The following is an 18,434-nucleotide window of genomic DNA, read 5'->3' on the forward strand; positions in this document are numbered from 1 at the left end:
GGTGTTGTGCGCTTCCCCCCCGGGGGGCTGGGCGGGGGTGGGGGGTGTGGGCCGTTACGGCCGGCGGTGGCGGGGGCGTGGGGCGGAGGCCCCGGCCTCCGCCGCCCTGAGCTCCCGGCTTCCGGCTTCCGGCTTCCGGTTCCCGGGTTCCGGCTTCTGGTTCCCGGCCTCCGGCTTCCGGCAGATTCAGTGCCCGGCGCCGACGGCGGTGCTGACCTGAAGCTGCTTGATCCCGTTGAGCCACGCCGAGCGCAGCCGTCGCGGGTCGCCGACCAGCCGCAGATCCGGCATCACATCGGCGATCGCGTTGAAGATCAGGTTGATCTCCATCACGGCAAGGGACTTGCCGAGGCAGAAGTGCGGACCGCCGCCGCCGAAGCCGAGGTGCGGGTTGGGATCGCGGGAGATGTCGAAGGACTCGGGATTCTCGAAGGCCTCGGGGTCGTTATTGGCCGAGGAGTAGAACAGCCCGACCCGGTCGCCCTTCTTGATCTGCTGCCCGCCCAGTTCGACGTCCTGGGTGGCGGTCCGCTGGAAGGAGACCACGGGGGTGGCCCAGCGGACGATCTCCTCGGCGGTCGTCTCCGGCCGTTCGCTCTTGTAGAGCTCCCACTGGTCGGGGTGGGTGAGGAAGGCGTGCATGCCGTGACTGATGGCGTTACGGGTGGTCTCGTTGCCGGCGACGGCGAGCAGGATCACGAAGAAGCCGAACTCGTCGGAGGAGAGGTTCCCCTGCCCCTCCGCGGCGACCAGCTGGGAGACGATGTCCTTGGCCGGGCACTCCTTGCGGGCGGCCGCCAGGTTCATCGAGTACGAGACGATCTCCATGGCTGCCTCGGTGCCGACCTCCTCGGTGATCGCGTACTCCGGATCGTCGTACGCGGCCATCTTGTTGGACCAGTCGAAGATCCTGGACCGGTCCTCCTGCGGTACGCCGATGAGTTCGGCGATGGCCTGGAGCGGCAGTTCGACGGCGATGTTCGTGACGAAGTCGAAGGAGCCGTCGTCGTCGGCCGCGGTGAGCGCCGTCTCGACGATCGAGCGGGCGCGGCTGCGCAGGGCCTGCTCCAGGGAGCGGATCGCCCGTGGGGTGAAACCCCGTTGGACGATCTGGCGGACCCGGGTGTGCTCGGGCGGGTCCATGTTCAGCATGATCAGCTTCTGGACCTCGATCTGGTCGCGGTCGATCGACTCGTTGAAGCGGATGACCGCGGTGTTGGTGTTCGAGGAGAACAACTCGGGGTGGGTGGAGACGTACTTGACGTCCGCGTGCCGGGTGACGACCCAGTAGCCCTCGTCGTCGAAACCGGAGATACCGGCCGGCTGGGTGCACCACCAGACCGGTGCGGTCTGCCGCATCTGCGCGAACTCCGGGTGCGGTATGCGGGCTTGGAGCAGATCAGGGTCGGTGAAGTCGAACCCTTCGGGCAGATGGGGGCAGGGCATCGGCAACTCCAGGTCGGTCCGAGAGCCGTCCGAAAGATGTCTGACGACCCATCAGAAGTTGCCCGAAAGGTAGTAACGAGTTCTACAACTGGCAAGAGGGGTGGCCCGATCTGTTGTGTGAAGAGTGGGTGAGGCAGGCATGAAGCGGGCGCAAGGTGTGTGCACGACCCTTGCGTACCGGGGGTAAGCCTCATAAGACTGCATGGAGAACTAGAACGCGTACTAGTTCCTTCCGCGGGCGCCGGGACGCCCCTGCGGAAGTGCGAGGAGAGGACGAGCTCATGGCCGCGGAACCCGTCATCGTCGAAGCCGTACGCACGCCCATCGGCAAGCGTGGAGGCGCGCTCGCCAATCTGCATCCCGCCTATCTGCTGGGCGAGACCTATCGAGAACTCCTCGGCCGCACCGGCATCCATGCCGACTGCGTCGAACAGATCGTCGGCGGCACGGTCACCCACGCCGGCGAACAGTCGATGAACCCGGCCCGCAACGCCTGGCTCACCGTGGGTCTTCCTTACGAGACCGCCGCCACCACCGTGGACTGCCAGTGCGGCTCCTCGCAGCAGGCCTCCCACATGGTCGCCAATATGGTCGCCGCCGGAGTCATCGACATCGGCATCAGCTGCGGCGTCGAGGCCATGTCGCGGGTGCCGCTGGGCAGCGGCTCCAAGCACGGACCGGGCAAGCCCTGGCCCGACGAGTGGAACGTGGACCTGCCCAACCAGTTCGAGGCCGCCGAGCGCATCGCCCGCAAGCGCGGGCTGACCCGGGAGAACGTCGACTCGCTCGGGCTGATCTCGCAGGAGCGGGCGGCCGTCGCCTGGGCCGAGGAACGGTTCAAACGGGAGACCTACGCGGTCCAGGTGCCGACCACCGAGGAGGAACAGGCGGCCGGGCAGGGCATGTGGCGCCTGGTCGACCGGGACGAGGGGCTGCGGGATTCCACGATGGAGGGGCTCGGCCGGCTCAAACCGGTCATGCCCACCGCGGTCCACACCGCGGGCAACTCCTCGCAGATATCAGACGGCGCCTGCGCGATCATGTGGGCGTCCAAACGGATGGCGCGCGCGCTCAAGCTCAAGCCGCGCGCCCGGATCGTCGCGCAGGCACTGGTCGGCGCCGACCCGCACTTCCACCTCGACGGACCGGTCGACGCGACCCGCGCGGTGCTCGGCAAGGCCGGGATGTCGCTCAAGGACATCGACATCGTCGAGATCAACGAGGCTTTCGCCTCGGTGGTGCTGAGCTGGGCCCAGGTCTTCGGACAGGACCTCGAAAAGGTCAACGTCAACGGCGGCGCCATCGCGCTCGGCCACCCGGTGGGGGCCACCGGGGCCCGGTTGATCACCACGGCCCTGCACGAACTGGAGCGCCGCGACAAGGAGTTCGCGCTGATCACGATGTGCGCGGGCGGCGCGCTGGCGACGGGGACCATCATCCAGCGGCTGTGAGGGCGCGGCCCGTCCGGCGGGGAAAACCCCCGGACCGGAGGTGTTGCCGGCTGTACCTCCGGTCGGGGGGCCACGCCGGTGCCGGCGTCGTGCGCGGCTGTGTAGCTTTTGGGCCATGGACAACAACAGCCGTTCGAACAAGAGCAGTTGGGGCGATCGCAAACGCCGCCGCGCCGCCCGTCGAAGGGTGACGGCCGCAGCCGTGGTGGTCCTCGCCGCACTCGGTACCGCACCGGCCGCCGCCCAGCAGCCCACCGGTGCGACCGGGGCGTCCCGCTCGACCGAAGCGCACGGCAGAGGCGCCCTGCTGGACATCACCCCCGTGGCCGACCTCGACCGCGCCGATGTCGCCCGCTTCCTCGCCTCCGGAGGGATGGACACTGACACCGTCCGGCACGGCCTGCGCGCCTACCGCCTCACCTACCGCACCGTCACACCGCAGGGCGCATCCACCACCGCCACCGGCCTCCTCACGCTCCCCAAGGGCGGCCCGCACCGCCTGGACCTGGTCTCCGACACCCACGGCACGATGGCCCACCGCGACTACGCACCCTCCGTCGGCGAGGACTTCGGCCGCTTCGCGTCCTACCTCCACGCCTCCGCGGGCCGCGCCGTCGCCGCCCCCGACTACCTGGGCCTCGGCAAGGGCCCGGGCCGCCACCCGTACATGGACACGAAGTCCTCCGTGACCGCCTCCGTCGACATGCTGCGGGCCTCCCGCACCGCCGCGCTGCGCCTGAACCGCCCGCTCACCGGCGATGTGTACGCCAGCGGCTTCTCCCAGGGCGGCCAGGTCGCGATGGCGCTGGGCAGGACCCTCGACGACGGCGTCGACCGGCACTTCCGGCTCCGTGCCCTCGCCCCCGTCTCGGGGCCGTACGACATCGAGCACGCCGAGATGCCCGCCCTGTTCGACGGCAGGGTCAACGACATCAGCGGCATCTTCTACATGACCTACTTCCTCACCGCGCAGAACAGGCTCCACTCGCTGTACAAGGACCCCTCCGAGGCGTTCCGGGAGCCGTACGCGGGCATCGTCGACGACCTCTTCGACACCAACCACACCGAGGAGCAGATCATCCCGGCGTTGCCCGCGACGCTGAAGGAACTGCTCACCGACGACTACTACCGGCAGGTCCAGCACCCCACCGGCGCCCTCCTGACCGCGGTACGCGCCCAGGACGGCAACTGTGCCTGGAAGCCGGACGCCCCCGTACGCCTCTACTCCTCGTCCGGCGACACCGACGTGCCGATCGCCAACGCCCGTGACTGCGCCGCCGATCTGGCCGCGCACGGTGTCGGGGCACCGGTGTTCGACCAGGGTCCGGCCAACCACAACGCCACGTACATGAAGTCGGGGCCGCAGATCGTGCGCTGGTTCGACGCGGTCGCCGCGCGGCACTGAACCCGGTGGCGGCGAGGGCGGTGCCGACCGGATCCATGCCGCCGCGGCGACGGGCGGACGTGCCGCTCAGTACGGCACGTGGGTGGGAAAGGTGGTGGTGGGGCCGAACAGGGTCGCGTATCCGTCTTCGTGCTGGCGGCGGTGGCGCCCGGACCGGCTCACCTCGGGGACCGGGGTCGAGAGCGTGAGCCGTCCGTCGTTGGCGAGCTCCTGGATGCGCGTCAGCAGCGCCCGTACGTCCAGCCCGAGTTCGGCGGCGACCGTCTGTACGTCGAGACCGGACTCCCAGCTCCACAGCAGCACGGAGTCCATGCTGGGCGACCAGACGGCGGGGACGTCGACCGCGGTGGACGGCACCGGGGGAGGGGGAGGGTCCGGGACCGGTGGCGTATCCGGTGATACGGCGAGCGGCGCAACGAGCGGTGCGACGGGCGCCTCTTCGCGCGGATGCGGTACGGGGCTCTCGGGTGCGGAAGGAGGTTCGTCCACCACCTCCCGCGCCGCTTGCGGGATCCGGTTCAGGAGCTTCTCGGCGAGGGACCGCGCGTCACTGCGGCCCACCGTGCGTCGTGCCAGTCGCACTTCCCGCTCGTTCAGGCCCATCAAGTCCGCGATCGAGCCGTCGTCGCCGACCGTGACGGCGAACGCCGCGAGCGTTCTGCTCCGCTCCGCCTGCGCCTCGTCCAGCAAAGCCTGTGCCAGACGCATGCGTTCGTCGCTGGCGCAAAAAGCTTCCGCCAGAACAGTGTTCCGATCCCAGAATTCACGAGGTTCCACGTAGGTGACAACGCTTCGGCGGCCTACGGGCACGGACAGCAGGCCAAAATGCGCCTAGATGGACCAACGAGTAATTAATTTGGCCAAGTTATATGAAGTACTAATTGCTGAGGTGTACCAGTGCTGGCCGACGCCGGCCGACGCCGGTCGGTGCCGGGCGGTGCCGGGTGTGGCGAAGGCCCCGACCGGCGGTCGGGGCCTTCGCGCGAGCTCATGGGGTGCCGGCTCAGGGGGGTACGGAGGCGCCGGTACGCGGTCCGGCGACTACTGCCCCGCATCGTCGAGGACCAAGGGCCTGTGGGAGTCCTCACTCGCCGGGGGCCTCGAATGTGACCTGGGCCTCGAAGGCGGCGCGGCGCGTGGCCCGGCGCAGCGCCTTCAGCAGCGTCGCGCCGATGGTCAGGGTCAGCACCAGGGTGAGCGCGGCCCGGCCGAGGTCCCAGCCGAGCGACGTGGCCGTGCAATAGGCGAGGAAGCGGACCAGGTTCTCCGGCAGCGGGTCCCCCGGGTGGAAGGAGATCCCCGAGCCGAGCCCGGGCACGATCGTCCAGCCGTACAGGTTCATCACCGTGCCGTACGCGAACGCCGCCACGAACCCGTACGCCGCGAGCATCAGCAGCTCGGCCCGCCCGCGCAGCCGGTCCGGGCCCGGCAGCAGGCCCGCGCCCATCGCGAACCAGCCCATCGACAGCATCTGGAACGGCATCCACGGTCCCACTCCGCCGGTGAGCAGCGCGGACGCGAACATCGTCACCGAACCGAGCACGAAGCCGAAGCCGGGCCCCAGCACGCGGCCGCTCAGCACCATCAGGAAGAACATCGGTTCCAGCCCCGCCGTGCCCGCGCCCAGCGGACGCAGCGCGGCGCCGACCGCGGCCAGCACCCCCAGCATCGCCACCGCCTTCGCGTCGAGGCCGGAGTCGGCGATCATCGCGACGACCACGCCGACCAGCAGCGGCAGCAGCGCGGCGAACAGCCACGGCGCGTCCTGGGAGTGCGCCAGGCCGGAGTCGGCACCGGCCAGCAGCGGCCAGCCGAACGCGACCACGCCGATCGCGCTGATGAGGACGAGCGCGGCGATCGCGCGCGGCCCGAGCCGTACCGGCCGTGTCCGGTTCCCGCTCACGACGCGGCTCCCAGCGCGCCGCGCACCTGCGCCACGGTCAGCCACTCCTGCGGGGCGAGGATCTTCGCGGTCTGCGGGGCGAAGGCCGGGGAGGAGACCACCACCTGCCGGGTCTCCCCGTCCGCGACGGTCTCCCCGTCGGCGAGTATCACCACCCGGTGCGCCAGCTCGGCGGCGAGTTCCACGTCGTGCGTGGCCAGGACGATCGCGTGGCCCTCGGCCGCGAGGCCGCGGAGCACCCCGACCAGCCGGGCCTTCGCCGCGTAGTCCAGGCCGCGGGTCGGCTCGTCCAGGAGCAGCAGCGGGGGCCTCGCGGTCAGCACGACGGCCAGGGCGAGCGCGAGGCGCTGGCCCTCGGAGAGATCACGGGGGTGGGTGTCGTCCGGCACGCCGGGCAGCAGCTCGGAGACCAGGGCGCGGCAGCTGCCCGCGGCGGCGCCCGCGTCGGCGTCGGCCGCGGCGCACTCGGCGGCGACCGTGTCCGCGTACAGCAGATCGCGTGGTTCCTGCGGTACGAGTCCGACCCGGCGCACCATGTCGCGCGGCTGCGTACGGTGCGGGGTCCGGCCGCCGACGAGGACGGTGCCCGTGGTGGGCTCGACCATGCCGACGAGCGTGGCCAGCAGGGTGGATTTGCCCGCACCGTTGCGGCCCATCAGGGCGACGGTCTCGCCGGCGGCGACGGCGAGCGTCACTCGGCGCAGCGCCTCGACGCGTCCGCGCCGTACGCCGAGCCGCTCGACCCGCGCGGGGACATCGACGACCGGCTCGGAAGCGGCGGTGGTAGGTGCGCCGCGGCCCAGCAGCCGGGTGAGCACCCCACGGCGCGGCGCCGGGACGGCGGGCAGCGGCGCCACACCGGTCCCGGCTGCACCGGTCGTCCCCGCAGCCCCGCCCGTCCCGGGTACACCGATAGCACCAGCTGCCCCGCCCGGCTGTGTCCGTGCCAGCAGGTCCCGCAGGTCCGACGCCCGGCGTCGGGCGTCGCGGACCGAGAGCGGCAGGGGCTCCCAGCCCGCCAGCCGGCCCAGCGCGACGACCGGCGGGTGGACCGGGGAGACGGCCATGATGTCCGCGGGCGCGCCCATGACCGGTGCGGCGCCCGGCGACGGCAGCAGGACGACCTGGTCCGCGTACTGCACCACCCGCTCCAGCCGGTGCTCCGCCATCAGGACCGTCGTGCCCAGGTCGTGCACCAGCCGTTGCAGCACGGCGAGGACCTCCTCGGCCGCCGCCGGGTCCAGCGCGGACGTCGGCTCGTCGAGGACCAGGACCTTCGGGTGCGGGGTGAGGACCGAACCGATCGCGACCCGCTGCTGCTGGCCGCCGGAGAGCGTGGCGATCGGCCGGTCGCGCAGCCCGGCCAGACCCAGCAGATCGAGGGTCTCCTCGACCCGCCGTCGCATGACATCGGGAGCCAGCCCCAGCGACTCCATCCCGTACGCCAGCTCGTCCTCGACCGTGTCGGTGACGAAGTGGGACAGCGGGTCCTGGCCCACCGTGCCGACCAGATCGGCGAGTTCACGTGGTTTGTGGGTACGGGTGTCGCGCCCGTCGACCGTGACCCGGCCGCGCAGCGTGCCGCCCGTGAAGTGCGGTACGAGACCGGAAACGGCGCCCAGCAGCGTCGACTTGCCGACCCCGGACGGACCGACGAGCAGCACCAGCTCGCCCTCGGGCACGGTCAGATCGACGCCGGAGAGGGTGGGCCGCTCCGTCCCCTCGTACTGCACCGAGACCTGCTCGAACCGGATCACTGGATCTCCTTGGAACGCGGGGCGCCCGGCGACGGCGGCACGGGCGCCACCACCGCGGGCAGCAGCCCGATCAGCGCCGCGGCCGCGGGCCACAGCGGAAGCACCGGCGCGGCCAGCGGTACGACTCCGGGGTGCAGCGCGTCCGCGTCGACACCGCCCGCCCAGATCATCGCCACGGCCACGGCGACCCCCGAACCCGCCACCAGCCAGGCCCGCGCACCCCACCGGTCGGGCCGGTAGCGGGTACGGACCGAGCGGGCCCCGCCGAGCCGCAGTCCGGCCATTGCGGCGACCAGCCCGGCGATCAGCAGCGGCAGGCCGTACACCGCGCCCTGCGCGGCCAGCAGCCCGTACGTACCCGCGCACACCCCGAGCAGCCCGCCGAGCGTGAGGACGTTCGTGGTGTGCCGGACGGCGGGCGGGACCTGGGCGCTGCGCCCGTATCCGCGCGCGTCCATCGAGGCCGCCACCGCGACCGACCGCTCCAACGCGCCCTCCAGGACCGGCAGTCCGATCTGGAGGACCGCCTTGATGCCGCCGGTCGGCCGGCCCCGCAGCCGCCGTGCGGTGCGCAGCCGCACCACATCGGCGACCATGTTCGGCGCGAACGTCATCGCGACGACGACGGCGACCCCTGCCTCGTACAGCGCACCGGGCAGCGACTTCAGCAGCCGGGCGGGGTTGGCGAGCGAGTTCGCCGCTCCGAGGCAGATCAGCAGGGTGGCCAGCTTCGCCCCGTCGTACAGCGCGAAGAGCAACTGCTCGGCGGTGACCCGGCCACCGATCCTGACCCCCTTCGCCCAGTCGGGCAGCGGTACTTCGGGGAGGGTGAACACCGGATGCGTACCGGGGATCGGCGAACCGAGGAAGACGGAGAAGACCAGCCGCACACCGACGACGAACAGCCCGATCTTGATGAAGGCCCCGTACGAACGGGCCCACGGCGCGTCCGTACGGCGCGCCGCGACCACATAGCCCGCCACCCCCACCAGCAGCCCGAGCAGCAGCGGATTGGTGGTCCGGGACGCGGCGGTGGCGAGGCCGAGCGCCCACAGCCACCAGGCCCCGGCGGGCAGCGCGTTGCTACGGGTCGCGCCGGGGGCGCGCAGCGGGCGGCGCGGCCGGACCGGGCCGGTGGTCGCGGCGGTCATCCGCGGCGGCGGCGGGCCTGTACGACCGCGGCGATGCCGAGAACGAGAACGGCACCGACACCGACGAGCACCCCGGCGGACGGACCGCCACCGGAGCCGCTGGAGGCGCTGGAGCCACTGGCGGCAGCGGACACGGCGGGAGCCGCGGGCGCGGAGGCGGCAGGCGTCCCGTGCCCGTTGCCCGAGACCTGTTCGCCGCAGCCCGAGCCCGGATACCCGGATATGGCACAGAGCAGCGCGTCGCTGCTGTAGCGCAGCGGCTTGGCCACCGAGGCGAGCGCCTCCGCGGTGCTCGCGTCCGGGGCGACCTGCGCGCACGCGGTACGCGGCGCGGGCGGTGTCTCCCCGGCCGGGGCGTCCGCCGCCGTGCCCGGGTCGATGACCAGCGCGACCCGCTTGCTGCCGTCCTTGGCCGGGGTGTCCGCGCAGATCTTCGCGAAATCGGCGGAGCGGCGCGGTTTCGCCGAGTCCTGGGAGTCCTCGCTCACCGCGAACCGGAAGCCCTGCACCGCGCCGTCGTCCGGCCGGACCAGGGACGGGCCCTGGGTGGCGTACGTCCAGCCGGTGCCGGAGCCCTCCCAGAAAGACCAGTACCGGTAGCCGGCCGCCTGGGCCGTCCCCGCGCCGAGCACGGCCAGGACGGCGCTCAGGACCACCAGGAGAGCGGCGGCCCTTCCCGCCCGCCTCACAGCTGCTGGTTCTTCCGGCGGCCGCTGATCAGGAAGCCGGCGCCCGCACCGACGACGAGACCGATGCCGACGTACCACCACACACCGCCGATCACGTCGTCCCCGCTGTGGACCTCGTCCTTCTCCGTGGCCACGTACCCGGTGTCGGCGGCCGGTTCGGGCGTCGTGACGGCCGCGGGCGCGGGACCGGTCGCGTTCAGCCGGTCGACGAGGTCGACGCCGCCGAAGTGGCGGGCGTCGGCGCCGGCCGCGTGCGCGGCCAGGATCAGCTGCGCGTAGGCGGCGGGGCCGTTCTGCTCGGCCCAGGGCCCGGAGTTCTTCTCCAGCCAGGTCATGGCCTTGGCGGTCTTGTCCTGGTGGCCCGCGGCGGACAGCGCGACGACCGCGTCCGCGGTGTTGCCGAAGTCGGGCTGCGGGGTGGAGTCGGCGGCGCCGGGCATCGGCGCCAGGTCGAGATGACCCCTGGCGGCGAGCGCGTCCGCGAGGAAGTGGGCGCCGTTCTGGGCGGCCTGCTCGGGTGTGAGACCGGAGCCGGGGTGGCAGCTGGGCGCCTTGGACGAGGCGTTGTTCCCGACGGCCAGGGCCTTGCCCATCGTGCCGAGGACGGCGGCCGCGGTGGCGTCCGCGTTGGCGGCGAGCTTCCCGGCCTTGTCGGGCTGGTAGGCGAAGGCGCCACCGTCCTTGCCGCCGCATGGGATCGCGAGCCCCAGCAGCGGGTCGTAGGGGGTCTTGCCGCCCGGGGTGGTGATGTCACCGAGCCGCTGGCCCTGCCGGGCGAGGGCGCCGATCACCAGCGAGGTGGAGTTGGCGTCGCTGGCCGCGCCCGCGGCGTAGCCCCAGCCGCCGTCCTCATTCTGTATTGACTTCAGCCAGCGGACCGAGTTGTTCAGGGTCTCCCGGTGCCCGCCCACCTCGACGAGCGCCTGGACGGCGGCCGCGGTGGCGTTGGTGTCCAGCACGGTCTTCCCGGTGCACGGCTGGGAGACGTCGGGCCGGTACGCGGCGTAGGCGCCGTTGGAGCACTGCTGCGTGATCAGCCAGTCCACCGACTTCGTGGCGGGCGTGACGCCCTCGACCCGCTGGGCGAGGAAGGCCAGCGACTGCCGCCAGACACCGTCGTACGTGGGGTCCTTCGTGCCGTACAGCCCGGACGGCAGCGCGGCGGACGGCGAGGGCGACGGGGACGGCGCTGCGATCGCGACCGGGGCAGCGGCCGCACAGAGCACGGTGGCGGTGGCGGCGAGCGTTGTTGCTCTGCGGCGTACGGTCATGGCGGGCGGGGCCTCTCCTGCGGGGGGATCCGGGCACAGGCACGCTCACGCACCAGGCTCCGGCCCCGTATACCTCGACGGTGCCGACCACCGGGGTTCCGGTGGTCGCGAGCCGGTCACGACCGCGGACAGGGCATTCCGACTCACCGTCCTGGACGACGGTTCACGGCTGCGTGGTCAGTGCCGGATTCGCACCGGCTTCCCCCCGAACGGGCATGATGACGACTGGCACACTCTACCGGGGCATAGCCCGCTCGCCCCGGGCGGAGTACCACCTCGCGCAGCGATGTACGTCACCGTGCGGCGGGACTCGGAGCGTCGACCGCGCGTTCACGGCCGTGGCCACGGGCGTCCGGCGAGACGTTCGATGTCGGTGTTGAACCGTTTGAGGTAGGCGGCGAATCCCGCGATGTCCTCGTCCGACCAGTCGGCCATGATCTTGTCCAGGGAGTCGACGGTGCGTTCGCGTTCCTCGTCGAGCAGGCTCGCGCCCTTGTCCGTGATGCGGAACTTGCGGGCCATCCCGCCGTCGGGATCGGGGATGCGGTCCACGAGGCCCGAGCGCATCGCTGCCCCGGTCTGCCGGTTGAGAGTGGACGCGTCGAGCCCGAGGGCGGCGCTCAGTTCGCCGATGGACATCGGTCCTTGGACGCGAATGCGGCTCAGCAGGATGTAAGCGCTGCGCTCCAACCGGCCTTCGCGCCCGACGTTCTTGTGGTGAACGAGTCCGTGGCGGCTGAGCAGCATCTGCTCGTACTCGACGTCGCGTGTGAGCCTGACCATACGCCTGCTGCCTTTCCCTTCCCACTGGTCCGACGCGCTGACGCTGTCCGTCGCGACGGCCTTCTGCTCCATCCTCTCACGCGCCTATGTTTCGTACACAAAATGTGTTTGATACATGAGGCATGTACGATGCATATCGTTCTCTCTTCATGCAATCAAGGAGTCCTCTATGGATGCCTCCCAGGCATCAAGCCGCTCAGGCGGTGTGGTCGCCACGCTGGCCTTCGCGGGCATCACGGCAGCGATCATGCAGACCCTGGTCACGCCGCTCATCGCGGAGCTGCCTCAGATCCTCCACACCACCTCGTCGAACGCCGCCTGGGTCATCACCGTCACCCTGCTCGTGGCGGCCGTCTTCGTGCCGGTCTCCGGACGCCTGGGTGACCTGCTGGGCAAGCGCCGGATGCTCCTCGCGTGCTCGGTGCCGCTGATCGTGGGGTCGGTGGTGTGCGCGCTGTCCTCCTCGGTCCTCCCCATGATCATCGGGCGTGGTCTGCAGGGCATGGGCATGGGCATGCTGCCGCTCGGCATCGCCCTGCTGCGTGACGTGGTCCCGGCGGAGAAGCTCAGCTCCTCGATCGCGCTGGTCAGCGCTTCCATGGGGATCGGCGGTGGCCTCGGCCTGCCGATCGCCGCGGCGGTCGCCCAGTACACGAACTGGCGCGTGCTGTTCTGGGGCTCCGCGGTCCTGGCCGTGGGGGTTGCGGCTCTCATCTGGTTCCTGATCCCGGACGTGCCGGCCGGCGCCAAGGGCCAGCGCTTCGACCTGCCGGGAGCGTTCGGCCTCGGCGCCGGCCTGGTCGCCCTGCTGCTCGCGGTATCCAAGGGTGCCGACTGGGGCTGGGGCTCGGCGACCACGCTCGGCCTGTTCGCCGCGGCCGTCGTGATTCTGGTCGGGTGGGGGATGTGGGAGCTGCGGACCCGCGACCCGCTGGTCGACCTGCGCACCACCGCCCGCCCCCGGGTGCTGCTCACCAACCTCGCCTCGATCTTCGTCGGCACTGCCATGTACGCCAGCATGCTGGTCGTGCCGCAGCTGCTGCAGTTCCCCGAGGCCACTGGTTACGGTCTGGGCCAGTCGATGCTCGCCGCCGGCCTGTGGATGGCTCCCGGCGGGCTCATGATGATGATCGTCTCCCCGCTCGGCGGGAAGCTCACCGATGCCCGAGGCCCGAAGTTCACGCTGGTCTCCGGGGTCCTGGTCATCGCGGTCGGTTACGGCCTGTCGCTGGCACTGATGGGCTCGGCCTGGGGTCTCATGCTGGTCACCATCGTGACCAGCAGCGGTGTGGGTCTCGCCTACGGTGCGATGCCCGCCCTGATCATGGGTTCGGTCCCGCTCTCCGAGACCGCCGCCGCCAACGGCTTCAACACGCTGATGCGTTCGCTCGGCACCTCGGTCGGCGCGGCCGTGATCGGAGTGGTCCTCGCCCAGATGACCACCACGACGGGCGGCCACACCTTCGCCTCCGAGGACGGCTTCCGCACTGCTCTGATGATCGGAGGCGGCGTCGCCCTCCTCGGCGCGCTGATCGCGGCCGCCATTCCGGCGGTCCGCGTGGTGGCGGGCTCCGGCAACGAGACCGCCCCTGTCACCGAGTCCCCTGAGGCAGTGGTCAAGGCCTGACGGCGCGGCAGCGCCGGAAGAGTCCGCGCGCTGCCCGGCCGGCCGGCCGATCCGATCCTGTATCGGGAGCCTCGCCGCGGATGCGACATCACATACGCGGCGAGGCGCCGGCAGGTGTCCGCGCGTTGTTGCATGAGCGGATGGCATGGTCGCGCAGTCCGGCAGTTCTCACCGCCGTCGCTGCCTTCAGCGCCGCCCCGCCCTCGGTGCCCTCGCGCTCGCCGCCACCCTCGCCGTGTCTGCTCCGCCGGTCACACGGTGACGTACGTCACCGGCTCGCTTCCCGCCACCGCCTCCGCACGCCCCAGCTTCACCAGCCGCCGCAGATGTGCCTCGGCCTCCGAGGCGGCGATGCTCCGCGAGCCGTGCGGGATCTGCGCCCAGGGCCGGTTCCACTCCATCCGCTCGGCCAGCTCCCATGGCGTCAGCGGGGTGGCCAGCAGTCCGAGCAGCCCGGCCAGCCGCTCCTCGTGATGGTCCAGGAGTTCCCGTACGCGCCCCGCGGCATCGGTGAAGGCGTACTGGTGGGCGGGCAGCACCTCGGCGACTCCGAGCCGGCCGATGCGCTCCAGGGAGTCGAGGTAGTCGCCGAGAGGATCGGTCACGGTCGCGTCGTCCGGGTCCTCGTACAGCCCGATGTGCGGGCTGATCCCTGGCAGCAGATGATCCCCGGAGAAAAGCCGGCCCCGGCCCGGCAGATTCCGCGGATGCTTCTCCTCCAGATGCAGGCAGACGTGGCCGGGCGTGTGCCCCGGCGTCCAGACGGCCCGCAGCTTGCGCCCCGCCAGACCGAGGAGTTCACCAGGAACGATCTCCCGGTCCGGAATCGCGGCCCGCAGCCCGGGCAGCGTGCGCATCCGGCCCCCGTCGGCCGCGGCCGCCCGCAACGGCGCGAGGTGCTCCTCGGGCGCACCGCCCGCGGTGAGCTTCGCCGAGAGGAACGTCAGCCAAGTGCCCGGCCGGGACTCGTGGGTCCGGCGCACGATCGCGGTGTCCGCCGCATGCATGGCGATCCAGGCCCCGGACACCTCGCGCACCTGTCCGGAGAGGCCGTGGTGGTCGGGGTGATGGTGGGTGATGACCACACCGTGGATGTCGCCGACCCCCACACCGATGGCGGCGAGCCCGGCGGTGAGCGTGTCCCACGCCTCCGGATCGTCCCATCCCGTGTCGATCAGGACCGGCCCGCGATCGGTGTCGAGGACGTGCACCAGGGTGTGGCCGAGCGGATTGTCCGGGATGGGGACCTTGATGCTGTGTACGCCCCCGCCGTGGTCGGTCACCTGCGTCATGGGCTCCCCATCTCTCTCCGCGGCCTGAACTGCGTACCGGACATACGGCTGTGCGGTGCACCGCGCCCACTGTAACGAGAACTTGTTCCAGTAGTGGCCCCGGTCGACCATCTGCCCGATCGGGGTGCTCCTGGGTCGCGCGGCGGCCCGGACCGATCCGTCGGTGACCCGGGCGGCCGCTGTCGCAGCCGTGGACTCCTGCAACTGGAACTGGTATCAGTTCTGACACAGCATCAGATAATGAGTCGGGTATCGTGCCGGGCCGCGGGAGGCAGCAGTCATGACCGAGCTTGTCGAACACGGAAAACTGTTCATCGGCGGGGAGTTGGCCGACCCGCTGGGCCGGGATGTCATCGAGGTCATCTCCCCGCACACCGAACAGGTCATCGGCCGGGTGCCGCATGCCTGCGAGGGGGACGTGGACCGGGCCGTCGCCGCCGCCCGGCGGGCGTTCGACGAGGGGCCCTGGCCGCGGATGACCGTGGACGAGCGGATCGCGGTGATCACCCGGATCAAGGACGCGTTCGCCGCGCGGTACGAGGAGATCGCCCGGGTCATCAGCTCGGAGAACGGCACCCCGTACACCTCCAGCGTCATGGTGCAGGCGCTCGCCGCGATGATGGTGTGGGACGCGGCGATCACCGTCGCCCGCGGCTTCTCGTACGAGGAGCGCCGGGACGGGGCGCTCGGGCCGCTGCTCGTGCGCCGGGAGCCGGTCGGGGTGGTCGCGGCCGTGGTGCCGTGGAACGTCCCGCAGTTCACCGCCGCCGCCAAACTCGCGCCCGCGCTGCTGGCCGGCTGCTCCGCAGTGCTCAAGGTCTCGCCCGAATCCCCCCTGGACGCCTACATCCTGGCCGAGATCGTCGCCGGGGCGGGGCTGCCGGAGGGGGTGCTGTCGATCCTGCCGGCCGACCGCGAGGTCAGCGAGTACCTGGTCGGGCATCCCGGCGTCGACAAGGTGTCGTTCACCGGGTCCGTGGCCGCGGGGCGCCGGGTGATGGAGGTCGCCTCCCGCAACCTCACCCGCGTCACGCTGGAACTGGGCGGCAAGTCCGCCGCCGTGATCCTCCCGGACGCCGACCTGGACGCGGCCGTCGCGGGCATCGTCCCCTTCGCCTGGATGATCAACGGCCAGGCGTGCGTGGCCCAGACCCGCATTCTCGTTCCGCGTTCCCGCTACGACGAGACGGCCGAGGCGTTCGCCGCCGCGGCGGGTGCGCTGAAGGTCGGCGACCCGCTCGACCCCGCCACCGAACTCGGCCCCCTCGTCGCGCGACGCCAGCAGCAACGCTCGCTCGACTACATCCGGATCGGCCAGGACGAGGGCGCCAAGATCCTTACCGGCGGCGGCCGTCCGGCGTCCCAGGAGCGGGGCTGGTACGTCGAGCCGACCCTCTTCGGCGACGTCGACAACTCCATGCGCATCGCCCGCGAGGAGATCTTCGGCCCCGTCATCTGTCTCCTGCCGTACGGCGACGAGGATGAGGCCGTACGGATCGCCAACGACTCCGAATACGGCCTCAGCGGCAGTGTCTGGACCGCCGACACCGAGCGCGGCATCGACGTCGCCCGCCGGGTCAGGACGGGCACGTACAGCGTGAACACCTTCAGCCTCGACATGCTCGGACCCTTCGGCGGCTACAAGAACTCAGGCCTGGGACGGGAGTTCGGCCCCGAGGGGTACGCCGAGTACTTCGAGCACAAGATGATCCACCTGCCGGCCGGATACGAGGGGGCGTGATGGGGGACCGCTGGTCCGTCGAGGTCGACCGCGGGGTCTGCATCGGCTCCGGGATGTGCGTGAACCAGGCGCCGGGCGGATTCACGCTGGACTCCGCCCGGCAGTCCCACCCGTCGGCCCCGGAGACCGACGCCAACGAGACGATCCTCGCCGCGGCCGAGGGGTGCCCGGTCGAGGCGATCACGATCACACTGATCGGCTCGGGGGAGGCTGTTTTCCCACCGGAGGAGTAGGCGGAGGAGTGGACGGAGGCGGCGACGGGGGCAGAAGTCGATCCGCATGACGACCCGCGCTCTGGAGGCCGTTCATGGCGTGGGTGCCGGCGGCGTGGGCGTGATGGTCACCTGGTTGCCGTCCGGGCCGACGTGGACCGTGACGGCGTCCGGCAGGTGCACATTGGTGGCGGAGAGGTAGACGGTGTCCGAGGCCGGGTCGAAGTAGAGCTCTGCGGAGTCGGCGCGCACCAGACTCTCGTCGAGCACTCTGCTGTGGACCCACTGCGCCCCCGCCGGTGCGAACTCGGCGAGTTCGGCGGGAATGGAGATGCTTTCGGGCTCGGCCCCGACGACCGCCGGCTGCATCTGCGTGGACGCCGTCAGGGCGGCCACCGAGCCGGGGTCGAGTTTCATGAGGGCGCTGACGTAGTAGTCCGTAGGGCCGGGCACTCGGCTGTCCGCGTGAGGGGCCTTCTGCTGCCAGTGCGCCGAGACGATCCGACCGAGCTTCGGCAGGCGCTTGGCCAGCGTCTCGGTGACCGTGTGGATCTCGGGGGCCTTCGAGGCCTCGGCCTTCACGTCGGCGGGTCCGACCGCGCAGCCGGTGACCACAGTTGCCGCCAGCAGGAGCGCGCTCACCCATACAAGAGATCTTTTACGATCCGTCACTGCTTCCCCCCACCCTGCTCAGGTCTGCTATTCCATCACGCGGCCCGTGAGGGCCAACCGGTGCGCTCCCAGAGCCTGCCGGGGCGGATGCGACCCTACGGTTTGAGCTGGGACCGTGGAGTAGGGCGATGTGCGCTCGGGCGTGAACCGGACGCCGTTCTCGGCCTCTTGTGGGTTACAGCGTTTCCGGCCTCCTGGTAGTGCGGTGAGCGGGCCGCCTCCCTTGCAAACCAAGAGGGCAGAAGTGCCCAAACAGCGATTTTTGGATTATCTCTGTAGCCAATCGGTATATCTGGGAGTTTGGGTGGCCCTGCCGAGTAGCAAGTTCCCTCTGCAACGTTCGAGGTGAAGGGGACACGAACATGGCTGACTGGAAGAACATCTCCGGTGGTCTCACCACGATCTCCGTCGGGTCCAGGACCCACGTCTGGGGCGTGAACTCCCTGGGCCAGATGTACCGGTACACCGGGCACGACTCCAATCCCTGGGTGGGTATCCCGGGCAAGGCGGTGGACATCGGCGTGGCCGCCGACGGCACCGTCTACCACGTCAACTCCGCCGGGGCCATCTACCGTTACACCGGAGACCAGGGCTCCACGGACTGGGTTCCCGTCTCTGGCGGTCTCACCCGCATTTCCGTCGGGTCCAGGACTCACGTCTGGGGCGTGAACTCCCTGGGCCAGATGTACCGGTACACCGGGTACGACTCCAATCCCTGGGTGGGTATCCCGGGCAAGGCGGTGGACATCGGCGTGGCCGCCGACGGCACCGTCTACCACGTCAACTCCGACGGAGCCATCTACCGCTACACCGGAGACCAGGGCTCCACGGACTGGGTTCCCGTCTCCGGCGGCCTCACCCGCATTTCCGTCGGGTCCAGGACCCATGTCTGGGGCGTGAACTCCCTGGGCCAGATGTACCGGTACACCGGGCACGATTCCAATCCCTGGGTGGGTATCCCGGGCAAGGCGGTGGACATCGGCGTGGCCGCCGACGGCACCGTCTACCACGTCAACTCCGACGGAGCCATCTAC

General features: G+C 71.0%; 16 protein-coding genes and 1 riboswitch. Of the genes, 6 read left to right on the forward strand and 10 right to left on the reverse strand.

Annotated elements, in window-relative coordinates:
- Window positions 1-186: 186 nt before the first annotated feature.
- Window positions 187-1,446, reverse strand: a complete 1,260-nt coding sequence (locus ACFVV1_RS15785) for a cytochrome P450 (protein WP_389989768.1) — start codon at window positions 1,444-1,446, stop codon at window positions 187-189.
- Window positions 1,447-1,727: 281 nt separating this feature from the next.
- Between ACFVV1_RS15785 and ACFVV1_RS15790 the strand changes: the two genes are divergently transcribed.
- Together ACFVV1_RS15790 and ACFVV1_RS15795 are read left to right on the forward strand one after the other, a co-directional pair.
- Window positions 1,728-2,897 carry a steroid 3-ketoacyl-CoA thiolase gene (locus ACFVV1_RS15790; RefSeq protein WP_389989769.1) on the forward strand — a complete coding sequence of 390 codons (1,170 nt, stop codon included), beginning with the start codon at window positions 1,728-1,730 and terminating at the stop codon, window positions 2,895-2,897.
- Window positions 2,898-3,012: 115 nt separating this feature from the next.
- Window positions 3,013-4,302, forward strand: a complete 1,290-nt coding sequence (locus ACFVV1_RS15795) for an alpha/beta hydrolase family protein (RefSeq protein WP_389989770.1) — start codon at window positions 3,013-3,015, stop codon at window positions 4,300-4,302.
- 66 nt (window positions 4,303-4,368) lie between these two features.
- Here ACFVV1_RS15795 and ACFVV1_RS15800 read toward each other — a convergent pair whose 3' ends face one another.
- The 7 genes from ACFVV1_RS15800 to ACFVV1_RS15830 form a co-directional block, all read right to left on the reverse strand.
- Complete coding sequence (locus ACFVV1_RS15800) at window positions 4,369-5,010, reverse strand: hypothetical protein (RefSeq protein WP_389989771.1); 642 nt, start codon at window positions 5,008-5,010, stop codon at window positions 4,369-4,371.
- A gap of 376 nt (window positions 5,011-5,386) precedes the next feature.
- A complete protein-coding gene (locus tag ACFVV1_RS15805; protein ID WP_389989772.1) occupies window positions 5,387-6,205 on the reverse strand; it encodes an ECF transporter S component in 819 nt (272 codons plus the stop codon).
- Entirely contained in the window at window positions 6,202-7,962 is a 1,761-nt protein-coding gene (locus ACFVV1_RS15810; RefSeq protein ID WP_389989773.1) for an ABC transporter ATP-binding protein, read from the reverse strand. The genes ACFVV1_RS15805 and ACFVV1_RS15810 overlap by 4 nt, the downstream gene beginning before the upstream one ends.
- Entirely contained in the window at window positions 7,959-9,113 is a 1,155-nt protein-coding gene (locus ACFVV1_RS15815) for an energy-coupling factor transporter transmembrane component T (RefSeq protein WP_389989774.1), read from the reverse strand. Before ACFVV1_RS15815 ends, ACFVV1_RS15810 begins: the two co-directional genes overlap by 4 nt.
- On the reverse strand, window positions 9,110-9,802 hold the full coding sequence (locus ACFVV1_RS15820) for an SCO2322 family protein (RefSeq protein WP_389989775.1): 693 nt from the start codon (window positions 9,800-9,802) through the stop codon (window positions 9,110-9,112). Before ACFVV1_RS15820 ends, ACFVV1_RS15815 begins: the two co-directional genes overlap by 4 nt.
- On the reverse strand, window positions 9,799-11,073 hold the full coding sequence (locus ACFVV1_RS15825) for a hypothetical protein (RefSeq protein WP_389989776.1): 1,275 nt from the start codon (window positions 11,071-11,073) through the stop codon (window positions 9,799-9,801). The genes ACFVV1_RS15820 and ACFVV1_RS15825 overlap by 4 nt, the downstream gene beginning before the upstream one ends.
- Before the next feature lie 131 nt (window positions 11,074-11,204).
- Window positions 11,205-11,278: riboswitch (cobalamin riboswitch) on the reverse strand.
- A 125-nt stretch (window positions 11,279-11,403) separates the two neighbouring features.
- Window positions 11,404-11,856: a MarR family winged helix-turn-helix transcriptional regulator gene (locus tag ACFVV1_RS15830; protein WP_389989777.1), complete on the reverse strand. Its 453-nt coding sequence runs from the start codon at window positions 11,854-11,856 to the stop codon at window positions 11,404-11,406.
- A 169-nt stretch (window positions 11,857-12,025) separates the two neighbouring features.
- Here ACFVV1_RS15830 and ACFVV1_RS15835 point away from each other — a divergent pair, with 169 nt between their 5' ends.
- A complete protein-coding gene (locus tag ACFVV1_RS15835; RefSeq protein ID WP_389989778.1) occupies window positions 12,026-13,483 on the forward strand; it encodes an MFS transporter in 1,458 nt (485 codons plus the stop codon).
- A gap of 251 nt (window positions 13,484-13,734) precedes the next feature.
- Here ACFVV1_RS15835 and ACFVV1_RS15840 read toward each other — a convergent pair whose 3' ends face one another.
- The gene (locus ACFVV1_RS15840) at window positions 13,735-14,775 is read right to left on the reverse strand and encodes an MBL fold metallo-hydrolase (protein ID WP_389989779.1); all 1,041 of its coding nucleotides are present in this window, start codon (window positions 14,773-14,775) and stop codon (window positions 13,735-13,737) included.
- A 280-nt stretch (window positions 14,776-15,055) separates the two neighbouring features.
- Between ACFVV1_RS15840 and ACFVV1_RS15845 the strand changes: the two genes are divergently transcribed.
- Window positions 15,056-16,516, forward strand: coding sequence for an aldehyde dehydrogenase (locus tag ACFVV1_RS15845; RefSeq protein ID WP_389989780.1), 1,461 nt, complete (start codon window positions 15,056-15,058; stop codon window positions 16,514-16,516).
- Window positions 16,516-16,749, forward strand: coding sequence for a ferredoxin (locus tag ACFVV1_RS15850; RefSeq protein ID WP_389989781.1), 234 nt, complete (start codon window positions 16,516-16,518; stop codon window positions 16,747-16,749). The genes ACFVV1_RS15845 and ACFVV1_RS15850 overlap by 1 nt, the downstream gene beginning before the upstream one ends.
- Window positions 16,750-16,821: 72 nt before the next feature.
- On the opposite strand, the gene ACFVV1_RS15855 is transcribed toward ACFVV1_RS15850, so the two are convergent.
- Window positions 16,822-17,370: a hypothetical protein gene (locus ACFVV1_RS15855; protein ID WP_389989782.1), complete on the reverse strand. Its 549-nt coding sequence runs from the start codon at window positions 17,368-17,370 to the stop codon at window positions 16,822-16,824.
- A 392-nt stretch (window positions 17,371-17,762) separates the two neighbouring features.
- Between ACFVV1_RS15855 and ACFVV1_RS15860 the strand changes: the two genes are divergently transcribed.
- Window positions 17,763-18,434: tectonin domain-containing protein (locus ACFVV1_RS15860; RefSeq protein ID WP_389989783.1), on the forward strand; the 672-nt coding region annotated here is incomplete at its 3' end.

The sequence above is a fragment of the Streptomyces sp. NPDC058092 genome (assembly GCF_042884935.1).
Taxonomy (GTDB): domain Bacteria; phylum Actinomycetota; class Actinomycetes; order Streptomycetales; family Streptomycetaceae; genus Streptomyces.